The sequence below is a fragment of the Methylobacterium sp. E-041 genome (assembly GCF_022829665.1).
Lineage (GTDB): Bacteria > Pseudomonadota > Alphaproteobacteria > Rhizobiales > Beijerinckiaceae > Methylobacterium.
In genome coordinates this window covers 121,593-134,354 of sequence record NZ_JAKSYQ010000181.1, presented here as the reverse complement: position 1 = coordinate 134,354, position 12,762 = coordinate 121,593, and the positions used below count along the sequence as shown (strand labels likewise).

Annotated in this window: 14 protein-coding genes; 4 read left to right on the top strand and 10 right to left on the bottom strand. The window is 70.3% G+C overall.

Translation table 11 applies throughout. The features are described 5' to 3' along the window. Positions 1 to 20: 20 nt before the first annotated feature. The 4 genes from MKK70_RS17650 to rfbF form a co-directional block, all read right to left on the bottom strand. The gene (locus MKK70_RS17650; protein ID WP_243949177.1) at positions 21 to 1,550 is read right to left on the bottom strand and encodes an N-acetylneuraminate synthase family protein; all 1,530 of its coding nucleotides are present in this window, start codon (positions 1,548 to 1,550) and stop codon (positions 21 to 23) included. A 152-nt stretch (positions 1,551 to 1,702) separates the two neighbouring features. Next, positions 1,703 to 2,527 carry a class I SAM-dependent methyltransferase gene (locus MKK70_RS17645; protein ID WP_243949175.1) on the bottom strand — a complete coding sequence of 275 codons (825 nt, stop codon included), beginning with the start codon at positions 2,525 to 2,527 and terminating at the stop codon, positions 1,703 to 1,705. Further along, complete coding sequence (rfbG, locus tag MKK70_RS17640) at positions 2,527 to 3,669, bottom strand: CDP-glucose 4,6-dehydratase (RefSeq protein ID WP_243949173.1); 1,143 nt, start codon at positions 3,667 to 3,669, stop codon at positions 2,527 to 2,529. Before rfbG ends, MKK70_RS17645 begins: the two co-directional genes overlap by 1 nt. Then, complete coding sequence (rfbF, locus tag MKK70_RS17635; protein WP_243949172.1) at positions 3,666 to 4,433, bottom strand: glucose-1-phosphate cytidylyltransferase; 768 nt, start codon at positions 4,431 to 4,433, stop codon at positions 3,666 to 3,668. The genes rfbG and rfbF overlap by 4 nt, the downstream gene beginning before the upstream one ends. A gap of 164 nt (positions 4,434 to 4,597) precedes the next feature. On the opposite strand from rfbF, the gene rfbH reads away from it, so the two are divergent. Beyond that, complete coding sequence (gene rfbH / locus MKK70_RS17630) at positions 4,598 to 5,944, top strand: lipopolysaccharide biosynthesis protein RfbH (protein WP_243949171.1); 1,347 nt, start codon at positions 4,598 to 4,600, stop codon at positions 5,942 to 5,944. Positions 5,945 to 5,973: 29 nt separating this feature from the next. Here rfbH and MKK70_RS17625 read toward each other — a convergent pair whose 3' ends face one another. Together MKK70_RS17625 and MKK70_RS17620 are read right to left on the bottom strand one after the other, a co-directional pair. Beyond that, the gene (locus MKK70_RS17625; protein WP_243949170.1) at positions 5,974 to 7,239 is read right to left on the bottom strand and encodes an OprO/OprP family phosphate-selective porin; all 1,266 of its coding nucleotides are present in this window, start codon (positions 7,237 to 7,239) and stop codon (positions 5,974 to 5,976) included. Positions 7,240 to 7,331: 92 nt separating this feature from the next. Then, complete coding sequence (locus tag MKK70_RS17620; RefSeq protein WP_243949169.1) at positions 7,332 to 8,171, bottom strand: aldo/keto reductase; 840 nt, start codon at positions 8,169 to 8,171, stop codon at positions 7,332 to 7,334. A gap of 294 nt (positions 8,172 to 8,465) precedes the next feature. Here MKK70_RS17620 and MKK70_RS17615 point away from each other — a divergent pair, with 294 nt between their 5' ends. Genes MKK70_RS17615 through MKK70_RS17605 form a run of 3 tightly spaced genes read left to right on the top strand, consistent with a single transcriptional unit; the run spans position 8,466 to position 10,233 of the window. After that, positions 8,466 to 9,539, top strand: a complete 1,074-nt coding sequence (locus MKK70_RS17615; protein WP_147729257.1) for an adenylate/guanylate cyclase domain-containing protein — start codon at positions 8,466 to 8,468, stop codon at positions 9,537 to 9,539. Then, positions 9,536 to 9,772 (top strand): hypothetical protein, encoded by a 237-nt coding sequence (locus MKK70_RS17610; protein ID WP_243933859.1) that lies wholly within the window; start codon positions 9,536 to 9,538, stop codon positions 9,770 to 9,772. Before MKK70_RS17615 ends, MKK70_RS17610 begins: the two co-directional genes overlap by 4 nt. Continuing rightward, positions 9,769 to 10,233, top strand: coding sequence for a YaiI/YqxD family protein (locus MKK70_RS17605; RefSeq protein WP_147729255.1), 465 nt, complete (start codon positions 9,769 to 9,771; stop codon positions 10,231 to 10,233). The genes MKK70_RS17610 and MKK70_RS17605 overlap by 4 nt, the downstream gene beginning before the upstream one ends. 12 nt (positions 10,234 to 10,245) lie before the next feature. Here MKK70_RS17605 and MKK70_RS17600 read toward each other — a convergent pair whose 3' ends face one another. The 4 genes from MKK70_RS17600 to tolR form a co-directional block, all read right to left on the bottom strand. After that, positions 10,246 to 10,497 carry a BrnA antitoxin family protein gene (locus MKK70_RS17600; RefSeq protein WP_147842350.1) on the bottom strand — a complete coding sequence of 84 codons (252 nt, stop codon included), beginning with the start codon at positions 10,495 to 10,497 and terminating at the stop codon, positions 10,246 to 10,248. A 9-nt stretch (positions 10,498 to 10,506) separates the two neighbouring features. Then, on the bottom strand, positions 10,507 to 10,890 hold the full coding sequence (locus MKK70_RS17595; RefSeq protein WP_243949168.1) for a hypothetical protein: 384 nt from the start codon (positions 10,888 to 10,890) through the stop codon (positions 10,507 to 10,509). A gap of 324 nt (positions 10,891 to 11,214) precedes the next feature. Continuing rightward, positions 11,215 to 12,240 (bottom strand): TonB family protein, encoded by a 1,026-nt coding sequence (locus MKK70_RS17590; RefSeq protein WP_243949166.1) that lies wholly within the window; start codon positions 12,238 to 12,240, stop codon positions 11,215 to 11,217. A gap of 3 nt (positions 12,241 to 12,243) precedes the next feature. Beyond that, on the bottom strand, positions 12,244 to 12,741 hold the full coding sequence (tolR, locus tag MKK70_RS17585) for a protein TolR (RefSeq protein WP_147842347.1): 498 nt from the start codon (positions 12,739 to 12,741) through the stop codon (positions 12,244 to 12,246). Between the last annotated feature and the right edge of the window lie 21 nt (positions 12,742 to 12,762).

Here is a 12,762-nt window from a genome sequence, read left to right as displayed (position 1 = left end):
AGATCGGCCGGGGGCGTCGGTCAGGCGAGCCAGTAGCGCAGGAAGGTCTTGCGATCCGGGTTCTGCCCGATCGCCGGATCGGTGTAGAACGAGTCGTCGATCGCGTGGGTGGAGGAGATCTCCTCGAACACCGCCCCGGTCCGGCTCTCGAAGGCGTGCCGCGTGCCCGGCGTGATCGTCACCACCGAGCCCGGCCGGCAGACCTGATCCTCGCCGTCGAGCCGCAGGACGAGATCGCCGTCCAGCATGTGGAAGGTCTCCTCCTTGCGCGCGTGGTACTGCTCAGGATGCGACTGCCCCGGCAGGACGACGATGAGCTTCTTGCAATAGCCGCGGTTGACCACGGTCACCATCGTGATGCCGACCCGATCGAACTGGTCGAGACCGTAATGGTGCGAGATCTCGAGCTCGGCCTCGCCCGGCACCACCCCGCGGCTCTCGCTGAGCAGGGCCTTCACACGCTCGACGATCGACAGGATCCGTGCCCGGACCTCCTCCCGCCGCGTGGCGGCGGACGTGACCGGGGCCGCGGCGGGGATGTCGTCGGTCGCGGTGTAGTGCGTGTACTTCGACCAGTCGTTGGCGGTGACCTGGCCCGGCTGCGCGGGGATCGCGAAGAACACGTCCTCGGCCTTGAGCCGCTGTCCCTTGGCGATCGGCCGCTTCGCGAACACGCCCCGGCGCAGGTCGCGCAGGGCGTCGCGTTCCTCCCGCGACGGCTCGACCCGCTCTCCCGTCACCCCGGCGCAGGCATAGGCCTTCCGGGCCGAATCCAGCCAGGCCCGCGCCTGGGCGGGCGATGCGGAGTAGGCGTTGAGCGCGTAGGTTTCGGTCGGGACGCCGACATGCTTCTCGAACAGCGTAGCGCCCTTCGCGATCGCCATCGCGACGGGCAGCGTCTCGTTCGGGTCCTCGTGCGTCGAGTATCCGATGCGCAGGTGGGGATAGCGCGCGCGCAGGAGATCGATCTGGTTGAGCTGCAGGTCGCTTGCGGGCGTCGGATACTGCGCGACGCAGGTCATCAGCGCGAAATCGCGCTCGCGGTGGCGCATGAAGGACACGATGTTGTCGATGTCGAGCAGCTCGATCCCGGCGGTCGAGCCGACGACGGGCAGATCGGTCCGCCCGATCGCCTCGATCAGCGGCCAGTCGGTGAACGAGCAGCTCGCGATCTTCAGGATGTCGAAGCCGTCCGCGACGATGCGATCGACGGAGGCCTCGTCGAAGGGCGTGCACATGGCGATCAGCCCGTGCTCCTTGATCCGCGCGACCAGGCGGCGCGTCTGCGCGCGGTCCAGGCGGGTTTCGGAGAACCGCTTGATGTACTTGATGTCGGTCCGACCCTGAAAATCCGGGTGGATGAAGGTGTCGAGCTCGCGGAACTGGAGCTTGATCGCGAAGGCGAAATCGTAGCCGCGGGCCAGGGCTGCGAATTCGTCGATGATGCGGAGCCCATGCTCGACGTCGCCCATGTGGTTGTTGGCGAGCTCGAAGATGAACAGGCGCTCCGGGATCAGAGAGGCGACAGGCGACGTCCGCGACAGTGACATGGGGTTGGTCTCGTTCAGCAGGGCGCTTCGGTGTGTCGTTCGCTGCGCCGGCACGTCCGCGACGCTCGAGCGGACGCCGCGGACGCGCCGGTGCTCGCCTCCGGGGCGTCGTCCGGCGCGGGTCTGGCGATCACCGCGAATCTTCCCGGCGATCATAGGGGTGGTCGGGTGGGTGTCTCAAGCGGGCGACGCGAGCGGGCGACGATCGAGAAGACATGGCTGCCCTTGCCGCCGGCCGAGACCGGATGGGAGATCCGCGTCAGCGTCTCGAGGCCGGCCTGCTCCATCATCGCGTCGATCGCTTCCTCCGTGAAGAAGTTGACGTGCTCGTGCCAGTGCCGCTTCGCCGCCGCCCGATCCCCGGAGGCGGGAACGAGGCGGACGATGTCCTCGTGCGGGACCTCGAGGTACAAGATCGTCTTCGGATTCATCGAGGCCGCGATCTCGCGAAGCTGCTCGCGCGGAAAGGGCACGTGTTCGAGCACGTTGCTCGAGACGACGAGGTCGTAGGGTCCGGTCCGAGCCTGATCGAGGGTCACCCGCTTGGCGCCGGAAACGACCGGTTTGTCGGAGATGTCGTAGACGTGGTGGAGCGAGGCTCGGTCCTTGAACGGCGTGTTCACACCGGTATCGCCGCCCCAATCCAACACGCGCGGCGCCGCCGCGACGTGATCGGCGAGGATCGCCTCGATCGCCGGGATGTAGGCGCTGCCGCCGAGCAGGATGTCGTTGCGGGCGCCGTATCCCGGCTCGTAGCGCTCGCGCTGGGCACGATAGGCGGGGCCGCGATAAGCGGCGTAGAGCGCGGCCATCTCCGCGTCGTCGAAGCGCATGTCGAGGAAGAGCAGGCCGCAGCCCTCGCAAGCCAGCGTGTTGCAGACGCTGTAGGCGCGGCCGAGCGTCAGGTCGCGCATCGCCCAGTCCGGCGTGATCTCGACGCTGTCCCAGCCGAAGATCCGATGGGCGAGGAACGGCATTAGCACCGCCGGGACGCGGCGCAGCGCCGTCCCATCGCAGCAGACGCAGCTTTTCGCGATCTTGATGCCGGCATCCCCGTGTAGCGCGCGATCTGGCTCGACAGGAGCCGGCGCAGCGGCGCGCCGGTCAGGTCCGAGCGATACAGTGCGACGCTCGCCGCCAGGCCCTGCTCCAGGCTCCAGCGCGGATGCCAGCCGAGGATGCGATGGGCCCGCGTCGAATCCAGGCGCAGCAAGCCGGCTTCGTGGAGCTGCCCCGGCACACCGGCTTCGTGCCAGCGCGCGTCGGCCGCCCACAGCCTGGCGACCGCATCGGCGACGTGGCGGACCGACACCTCGCCTCCCGCCGTCGGGCCGAAGTTCCAGCCCTGGCCGAGCAGGTCCGGCGCGTCGTGGGCGCGCTCGCACAGCACCAGGTAGCCGCAGAGCGGTTCCAGCACGTGTTGCCACGGACGGACCGCATCCGGGTTCCGGATCGCCACAGACCGCGCATCGCGGAAGCCCCGCACCAGATCCGGGATCAACCGGTCCGGCGCCCAGTCGCCGCCGCCGAAGACGTTGCCGGCGCGCGCGGTCAGCGTGCGCAGGCCGGCCCCGGGTCCGTACGACCGGGCGTAGGCGGAGGCGACGTGCTCGGCGCAGGCCTTGCTCGCGCTGTAGGGATCGTGGCCGCCGAGCGCCTCGTTCTCGCGGTAGCCCCAGGGCCATTCGCGGTTCTCGTAGCACTTGTCGCTGGTGACTACGAGGACGAGGCAGCCGTTCCCGCGTCGGCGGGCCGATTCGAGCACGTGGACCGTGCCCATGACGTTGGTCGCATAGGTCTCGACCGGATCCGCGTAGGAGCGCCGCACCAGGGATTGCGCGGCGAGATGGAGGACGATCTCCGGCTCCGCCTCGGCCATCACGGCCTGGACCGCCGCGAGGTCGCGCACGTCGCCCCTGCGGTCGAGGAGGCCGTCGCCGAGCCCGGCGTCTCGAAACAGGCTCCGGCCTTCGAGGCGATCGCGCGAGAAGCCCGTCACGACGGCGCCGAGAGCGCCGAGCCAGTGCGCGAGCCACGCGCCCTTGAAGCCGGTATGGCCGGTCAGCAGCACGCGGCGCCCGCGCCAGAAGGCGGGGCTCGGCAGGGCGCCGGCGATCACCACCGCTTCCACGGCGCGGTGCCGTCGGCCCAGAGCCCGTCGAGATGGATCTTGTCGCGCAGCATGTCCATCGGATGCCAGAAGCCGTGGTGCCGGAACGCGGCGAGCTCGCCCTGCGCCGCAAGCGCCTCCATCGGTTCCTGCTCCCACATCACGTCGTCGCCCTCGACGAGGTCGAGCACCTGCGGCGACAGCACGAAGAAGCCGCCGTTGATGAAGTCGTTCGTCTCGGCCGGCTTCTCCTGGAAGACCGCCACGCGCTCGCCGTCGAGCGCCATGGCCCCGAAGCGTGCCGCCGGCGACACGGCCGTCACCGTCGCGCGCTTCCCGTGCGCGCGATGGAAGGCGAGCAGCGCGTCGAGATCGACATCCGACAGCCCGTCGCCGTAGGTCATGCAGAAGTCCTGGTCGCCGACGTAGTTGCGCACGCGGCGCAGGCGGCCGCCGGTCATCGTCGATTCGCCGGTCTCGACCAGCGTGATTTGCCAGGGCTCGGCGACGCTGTTGTGGATCACGGTCGAATTGTTCTTCAGGTTGATCGTCACGTCGGACGTGTGCAGGAAATAGTTCGAGAAGAACTCCTTGATCATGTACCCCTTATACCCGAGGCAGATCACGAATTCTGTCAGCCCGAAGGACGAGTAGTACTTCATGATGTGCCAAAGGATCGGCTTGTTGCCGAGCTCGACCATTGGCTTGGGCCGGATCATGGTCTCCTCGCCGAGCCGTGTGCCGCGGCCGCCGGCCAAAATGACGACCTTCATGAGTGCCGTGCTCCCACCCTGCCCGCACCGGTTCGACGGTACCCCGTAGTGTCAGGGCGTTTCCATTCCGTTAACCATACCGGACGATAGCTCGCGCGCGGCTCTCGCGCGATGCAGGGGCCTCGAACAGCCGCCCGTGCGACAGGAATGGGGAATGTCGGTGCATGGCGGACGGTGACGGGACGGAAGCGCCCACTTTCGACGCCACGGCCAGCGCGGACCGGATCCGCGACGAGATCCTGCGCCTCGTCGATCTCTACGCGTCGAAGGCCCATGCACCGCGCCCGTTCGAGGCCGGCGCATCGCCGGTTCCGGTCTCGGGCCGCGTCTACGGCGCCCCGGAGATGCGGCTGCTCGTCGATTCCGCGCTCGAATTCTGGCTGACCACCGGCCGCTTCAACGCGGCGTTCGAGGGGCGCCTCGCGCGCTTCATCGGCGCCCGCTACTGCCTGACCTGCAATTCCGGGTCCTCGGCCAACCTCCTCGCGGTGACCGCGCTGACCTCGCATCTGCTCGGCGACCGGCGGCTCGTGCCCGGCGACGAGGTGATCACCTGCGCCACCGGCTTTCCGACCACCGTCAACCCGATCCTGCAGAACGGCCTCGTCCCGGTCTTCCTCGACGTCGAGATCCCGACCTACAATCTCGATGTCCGCGCGCTCGAGGCTGCGCTCTCGCCGCGGACGCGGGCGATCGTCGTCGCCCATACGCTCGGCAACCCGTTCGACCTCGGCGCCGTCACGGCCTTCGCCAAGACGCACGACCTGTTCCTCGTCGAGGATTGCTGCGACGCGCTCGGGGCCACCTACGACGGCCGCATGGTCGGCACCTTCGGCGATGTCGGCACGCTCAGCTTCTATCCGGCCCACCACATCACCATGGGGGAGGGCGGGGCGGTCTTCGCCGGGTCGAGCCGGCTCAAGCGTGCGCTCGAATCCCTGCGCGACTGGGGCCGGGATTGCTACTGCGCGCCGGGCCAGGACGACACCTGCAAGAAGCGCTTCGACTGGAAGCTCGGCGACCTGCCGCACGGCTACGATCACAAATACACGTACTCGCATCTCGGCTACAATCTGAAGATCACCGACATGCAGGCCGCGGTCGGGGTCGCCCAGCTCGACCGGCTCGACGGCTTCATCGCGCTGCGCAAGCGCAACTACGCGCTGCTGAGGGACGGCCTGCGCCGGTTCGAGGACCGATTGATCCTCCCCGAGGCGACGCCGCTGAGCGAGCCGTCCTGGTTCGGCTTCCCCCTGACGCTGCGCGAGAGCGGCCGGCGCAACGACCTCTTGAAGCACCTCAACCGTCACCGGATCGGCACGCGGCTGCTGTTCGGCGGCAACCTCACTCGCCAGCCCTACATGCTGGAGCGGCGCTTCAGGACGGTCGGAGACCTCTCGGCGAGCGATCGGGTGATGAACGACACCTTCTGGATCGGCGTCTATCCCGGGATCTCGCCGGACGCGATCGCCTACATGGTCGACAGCATCGGCGCGTTCTTCGCCGGCTGAGCGCGCGCACCGGCCGCGCGGCGTCGGTGTCACCAGTACAGCTGGAACCGCCCGATGAAGACGTCGGCATCGACGGCGCGGCCGGCCTGGAGCGCCGACGGCGCGGTCCGCGAGCGGACGTAGTCGGCCATGATCCGCACGTTGCGGTCCGGGTACCAGTTCACCCCGACGCTGACGTCGCGCTCGATCCCGCCGCGGACCGTGCCGTCGTCGAGGTCGATCGCGCTGACGCGGGCGGCCACTTCGAACACGCCGATCCCGCCGCGGCTCACCCGCGCGTCCTCGCCGACCTTGACGCCCTCGAAGATCGCGTAGGTCGTGCCGTATTTCGGCGTCACCGCGTAGGCGCGGCCGGCGCCGTTGAGTACGTAGCTCGCCTCGACGTAGCCGCCCTGGAACGCGACCGATCGCGCCCCGTCGAAGCGCGACACCTCGGTGCGGATGTACTCGGCCTGGATCAGCAGCGGTCCGGTGCGGTAGGCCGCCTCCAGCCCGATCCGGCCGATGCTCGCCGCATCGCGGATGTCGCCGGTGTTCACGAACGGGCGGGCGAACAGGAAGGCCTCGGAGCGGCTCGACAGGGCGAGCGGCGTCTCGTCCCGCGGCAGGCTGCGATAGCTCCCGGCGATGCCGAGATGCAGCACCGCGTCGTCGGTGTGGATGGGCGCGAAGGTGGCGCGGGTGGTCGAGGCCACGCCCTCGCTGCGGATGCCGGTGTTGGCGTTGCCGCCGAAGACGCTGGTGACGACGCTCCAGTCCGCCCCGCTCCGGCCGATCGCGAAGCCGAAATTGCGGGCCGGCGCGAACGCGTCGGCGAGCGAGCGTTCGGTGAAGACGGTGTTGTTGTCGCTGATCAGCTGATCGAGGCTGAACGGCTCCTTCATGTTGCCGACCGTGAGGATCATGTTCGGGATGCCTTTCCAGGCGATCGCCGCATCGTTGATCGGCCGCATCGGGTCGGCGAAATCGTACTGGAACGCGATCTCGATGGATTTGCCGAGCGTCAGGTAGGTCTCGATCCACGAGCGCCGGACGCCGACGTTGTCGGAGAACGGCTCGGCAAACCCCGGCTGGCGGATGCCGGCCGCCCCGAAATCGAGCTGCAGCTTGCCGCCGATCCGAAGCTGGGCCGCGTCGTCCGGGAAGCGCAGCGTGATGCCCTTGTCGTCGATCGTCAGCGTCTCGCCGTAGGGTCCGGCCAGCGGCGCGGCCGCGACGCCGCCGGCGGCGACGGCCGCACCACCGACCAGCATGGCGGCCAGGCATCGCCGCGCGATCGACCGCTTCGCCATCATCGTCTCCGAAAGCTCCCCGCCCGTGCCCAGGACGACCGATAGCCCGGGATCGCTGACGGTATCGCGACAGGGCGGCGCCGACCGCACGCGATTCACAGCATCGGCAGGGTTCGCGGCCGCGGCCCGCGCAGAAACTGCGCCTCGATCATCGCGATCTCGGCCGCGTTGAGATAAAGCTTCGCCGCGCCCGCATTCTCGATCGCCCGCGATGCGCGGCCGGTCTTCGGGATGGTGAAGGTGTTCTCGATTCGCGTCAGGAACGCCAAGGCCACGGCGTAGGGCGTCGTCCCGTGCGCCGCGGCGATGCCGGCGAGCACGCGGCCGCCGGCGCTCGACGGGTTCGGGAAGTCGCCGCTGCCGAAGGGCGAGTAGCCGACGAGCGCGACCCCGTTCGCGGCGCACCACGGCAGCACCGCGTGCTCGATCGCCCGCTCGCCGAGATGGTACAGCACTTGGTTGCAGGCAATGCGGTAAGGGCCGGCGATGCGCAGCGCCCGGTCGAGGTCGTCGACGTCGAAGTTGCTCAGGCCCCAGGCCAGGATCTTGCCCGCCTGCCGCAGGTCCTCGAACCCGGCGATGGTCTCCTCCAGCGGATGGCTGCCGGGCCAGTGCAGCAGGTAGGCGTCGAGCCGGTCTGTCCCGAGCCGCCGCAGCGACTGCTCGCAGGCCCGCGCCACCCCGCGCCGCGTCGCGTTGCCCGGAACCACCTTGGAGACGAGGAAGACCTCCTCGCGCACGCCGCGGATCGCCTCGCCGACGATGGCCTCGCCGTCGCCGTACATCTCGGCCGTGTCGATGTGGGTCATGCCGGCATCGATGCCCGCCCGCAGGGCGGCGACCGCGCCGTCGCGGGCCGTGGCATCGATGTGCCACGTGCCCTGCCCGATCACCGCCACGTTGAGGCCGGTCGAGCCGAAGGGTCTGGCGTGCATCGCGTGGATCCTGTCTCGCTGGGGCGCGCGGCGCGCCCCGAAGGTCCGATGTCTGCGGCGCGGCCGCCCGATCGGCGAACGGATGGCGCCCGCGCCTTAATCGCGCCATCATGGGACGTTGAGCAATGGCTCGGCACGGGGTCCGGACCTAGACTTTGGACGATGTCCCGTTTCCGAAACGGGGCGCCGTCCCGCGGGCTACGTCCTTCTCCGGTTCGAGAACGCTTCAGGATCGGTTTCGTGCACGCTGCCTGTCCGCCTCCCGTCCCGCTCCCCGCCCAGGCGGATCGCTGAATGCTGCCGCAGCATCGCTGGTTCTGGGCCCTGATCGTCGTCGCATCGGGCGGGGCCGGTCTTCTCTACAACCTCCTGTTCGTCGGCGGCACCTCGCTTGCCGCCGGCCTGATCTACGGTCTCGCCGTCGGCGTGACGGTGCTGTCGTTCGATCGCGGGCTGATTCTCTCCGGGCTTCAGACGCGCCTGCGCCGCCTCCCGGCGATGCTGTACGTGCCCTCGGCCGAGCTGCTCTACGTGCTGATGATCGCGCTCGGCTGCGCGCTCGGCGGCCTCGTGGTCTGGTCGCTCGGGCTCACCGCCGACAGCCTGTCGGCGGCGGTTCGGATCACGCCGCGGGTGCTGGCCTACTCGCTCGCGGTCTCGGCGCTGCTGGTCTTCGTCGTGCGGATGCGCGACCTGATCGGCGGCGAGGTGTTCGTGAACTTCCTCGTCGGACGCTACCACAAGCCGGTGCGGGAGGAGCGCATCTTCCTGTTCCTCGACGTGGTCGGCTCCACCGCCTTCGCCGAGACCCACGGCGACCTCCGGGCGCAGGAATATCTCGGCGCGATCTTCGCGACGCTGGCCGAGCCGGTGCGGCGCAACGCCGGCTCCACCGACGATTACATCGGCGACCTCGCCATGATCACCTGGCCGATGGCGCGCGGCCTCAAGGATGCGCGCTGCGTCGCCTGCGTGTTCGACGTGCTCGACCGGATCGAGGCGGATGCGCCGGCGTGGACCGCGCGCTTCGGCACGGTGCCGCGGCTGCGCGCGGCCCTGCACGGCGGATCGGTGGTCACGGCGGAAGTCGGCGTCGACCGGCACAAGATCGCCTATTTCGGAGACGCGGTGAACGTCACCTCGCGGATCGAGGCGCTGTGCCGGCCGCTCGGCGTGAACATCCTCATCTCGCAGGACCTGCTCACCCGCCTCGGCGGGTTGCCGCCCGGGATCGCGGCGCGGTCCCTCGGAGCCCACGCCCTGCGCGGGCGCGGCCAGCCGCTCTCGGTGGCGACCTTGGAGCGGCCGGCCCCCGAGGTGCCCCAGCCGATCGAGGCAGAGCGGCCGGCGCTTCGGGTCGCGCGATGAGCGGACGCTGGCTCACCGCCCTGCGCATGCTGCTGCGCTACGGCCTGCCGCTCGCCGGCATCGTCGTGGTCGGCCGGGCGATCGTGCTGTCGATCGGCGGCGAGATCTCGAAGGCGCAGTTCGCCCTTGGCGTGCTCCTGATGGTCGCGGGATTCTCGGCGCGCCTGGTGCCGAAGGCCCGTCGGCCGAGAGCGACGGCGGAGCGGCGCGCCGCCGCGAGGCGGCCGTCATGACCGGCTCGACGGCGATCTACGTCGACGCCGACGCCTGCCCAGTGAAGGACGAGACCTATCGCGTCGCCGCCCGCTACGGGCTGCACGTCTACGTCGTCGCCAACAGCTTCCTGAACGTGCCGCGCGAGCCCTGGATCGAGCGCGTGGTGGTCGGCGACGCGATGGATGCCGCCGACGACTGGATCGCCGAACGCGCCGGGCCGGGCAGCATCGTCGTCACGGCCGACGTGCCGCTGGCCAGCCGCTGCGTGAAGGCGGGCGCGACGGTGATCGGGCCGAACGGCAAGCCGTTCTCGGACGCGTCGATCGGCATGGCGCTGGCGACGCGCAACCTGATGCAGGACCTGCGCGAGGCCGGCGCGATCACCGGCGGGCCGCGCCCGTTCTCGGCGCGCGACCGGTCCGAGTTCCTCGGCGCCCTCGACCGTGCGGTGAACCGCATCCGGCGCGGCTCGACCTGACGGCGTGGCGCGTCAGCCGGCGACGAGCGCCTTGAGCGCGTCGTTGAGGCGGTCCTGCCAGCCCGGGCCGTCCTTCTGGAAATGCGCGAGCACGGCGCTGTCGAGGCGGAGCGTCACCGATTCCCGCGCGCCCGGGGCGGCCTGCGGCTGGCGCGGGGCCGGCGGTGCGGCCGCCGGGGCGGGCTTGGCGGTGGTGGCCGCCTTGAAGGCGGCCTCGGCCGCCTGACGCGGATCGGTGATGCGGCGCGTGCGGTCGAAGGCCATGGTCGCGCCTCAGGCCTTCTTGGCGGCTTTGGCCGCACTCTTCTTCGCGGCCGCCTTCTCGGCGACGGCCTTGTCGGCCGCCTTGTCTGCAGCCTTCTCCGCCGCCTTGGCCTTCGCGGCGGCCGCCTTCGTCAGCGGCTTCACCTCGGCGGCCTTGGCCTGCGCGTCGGCGGCCTCCTTGGCGAGCCGCAGCGCCCGCAGGCGGACCGTGCGCTCGTCGACGGCCTTGATCGAGGCGATGTGCTCCGCCATGGCCTGGGCGCCCTCGCGCTGCATGCGCTCGGCCCGTTCCGCGCGCTCGGCCCGCTCCTCGGCCTTGTGCTTGGCTTCCTCTTCCGGCGTCCGGACTTCGTCCTCGGCGTCCGCGCCCGTATCGATCTCGTCGCTCATCATATTCCTTTCGTCCCGTCCGGGTCCCGTCACGACAAGGGCGCTCCACGCTCCGCAGGAGCGCGCCGTTGCGTCGGGATGGGCAGGCTCGGCGCAACCCGAGGACAGGTGGGCGGCCGGTTCGCATCGTCTCCGCCGATCCACCGCGAACCCGTCGCGGCGTGCGGAACGAGTGATTGTGTAGCACGCCGGAGGCCCCGATGGCGAATGCCGCGGCCTGGTCGAAGGCAAGTCACGGCGACTTTTCCCGTGCAGCCGTAGCCTAACCTTCGACGAACGAACGTATGACCGCCGGCGGCACCTTACGCCGGCGGCTCGGACGTCGGTTCAGCGCACGCGATAATTGAGCGGGATCGTCACCGACAGGCTCGACTGGGTCACGCCGGCGGGCGCCGCCGGCAGGCTCCCGCGCACGGCGCCGAGCGCCGCGCTGTCGATCTGGCTGACGCCGCTGCTGCGCGCGAGGCCGGCGCTCGTCACCTGGCCGGACCGCAGCACGGTGAAGCGCACCATCGCCGTGCCGCCGGCCGTGCCGCTCGCGGCACCCGGGTTCATCCGGCCATGGATCGCCGAGCTGATCGCCCCGGTCCATTGCCGCATGGCGCTCGGATCGCTCCCGGCCGAGGCCCGGCCCGACGCGTTCTCGCGTGAGGACGATGCGGAACTCCGGCTCTCGGCGCCCGCGCGGGCCTGGGCCTGCTTCGCCTTGGCCTCGCGGGCGGCCTTGGCCTTCGCCTCGCGGACCGCCTCCTTGCGCTCCTCGATGGCCTCGCGGCGGGCCTCCTCGAGCTCTTCCCGGCGCTTCTGCGCCCGGAGCTTCGCCTCGCGCTCGGCCTTGAGCTTGGCGAGGTCGACCTTCGGCTTTTGCGGCTCGGCCGGCTTCTCGGGCTCCGGCGCCTGCGCGACCACCGGCGGCGGGGGCGCCAGCGGCTCGGCCTGCTCGGCCTGGGAGGTGATGATCTGGCTCTCGGGCTCGACCGCGACGGCGTCGGGCGGGACCTCCGCGACGGACGCGGGCGGCGGCGGCGCGACGACGGCCTCGTCGGGCTTCACCTCGGCCACCTCCGGCGGCGGCTTGGTCGGCTCCGCCTCGGCCGGGTCCTCGACCGGCTTGGTTTCCGGCGGAGCGGCTTCGCTCGCCTGGGTCTCGCTCGGCGCCTGCGTATCCGCGTCGGTCATCAGCGGGGCAAGGTCGATCGAGATTTGCTGCTCGCCGGGGGGAGCCGGCGGGGTCAGCTTGAACAGGGCGAGGCTGGCCAGCGCGCCGAGATGCAGCACGAGCGCGACGAGGAAGGCGGGCACGAGCCCGGACGTGCGGGATTCGGGAGCCCCGGTGTCGGCGATGACGGACATGGCTTACCGAGCCGCCCCGTTGGCCGCCCCACCTGAGGGCGCCGCCGGAGACGCGCCGGGCGCGGCACCGCCGGGCGACTGGGCGATCAGCGAGACCTTGGTGAAGCCCGCCTGCCCGACGAGGCCCATCACTTCCATGATCTTGCCGTAGGGCACGTCCTTGTCGCCGCGGACCAGCATCACCTGGTCCTTGTTCTCGGCCGCCATGGCGCGGAGGCGCGGCATCAGCGTCTCGTTCGTGAAGATCTCCTTGGCGATCGACGGCTTGCCGTCCTTGTCGATCGTCACCTCGACCGGCTTCTGCGACTGCGCGACCTTGGCGGCCGAGGTCTTCGGCAGCTGCACCGGCACGCCCGTCGTCATCAGCGGCGCCGCGACCATGAAGATGATCAGCAGCACCAGCATGACGTCGACCATCGGCGTCACGTTAATCTCCGACATCGGTGCGGTGTCGAGATCGTCGTCGTCGGAACCGCTCGCGCGGATCGAACCCATCGCCATGCGGCGTCCTCCGGGATCGGC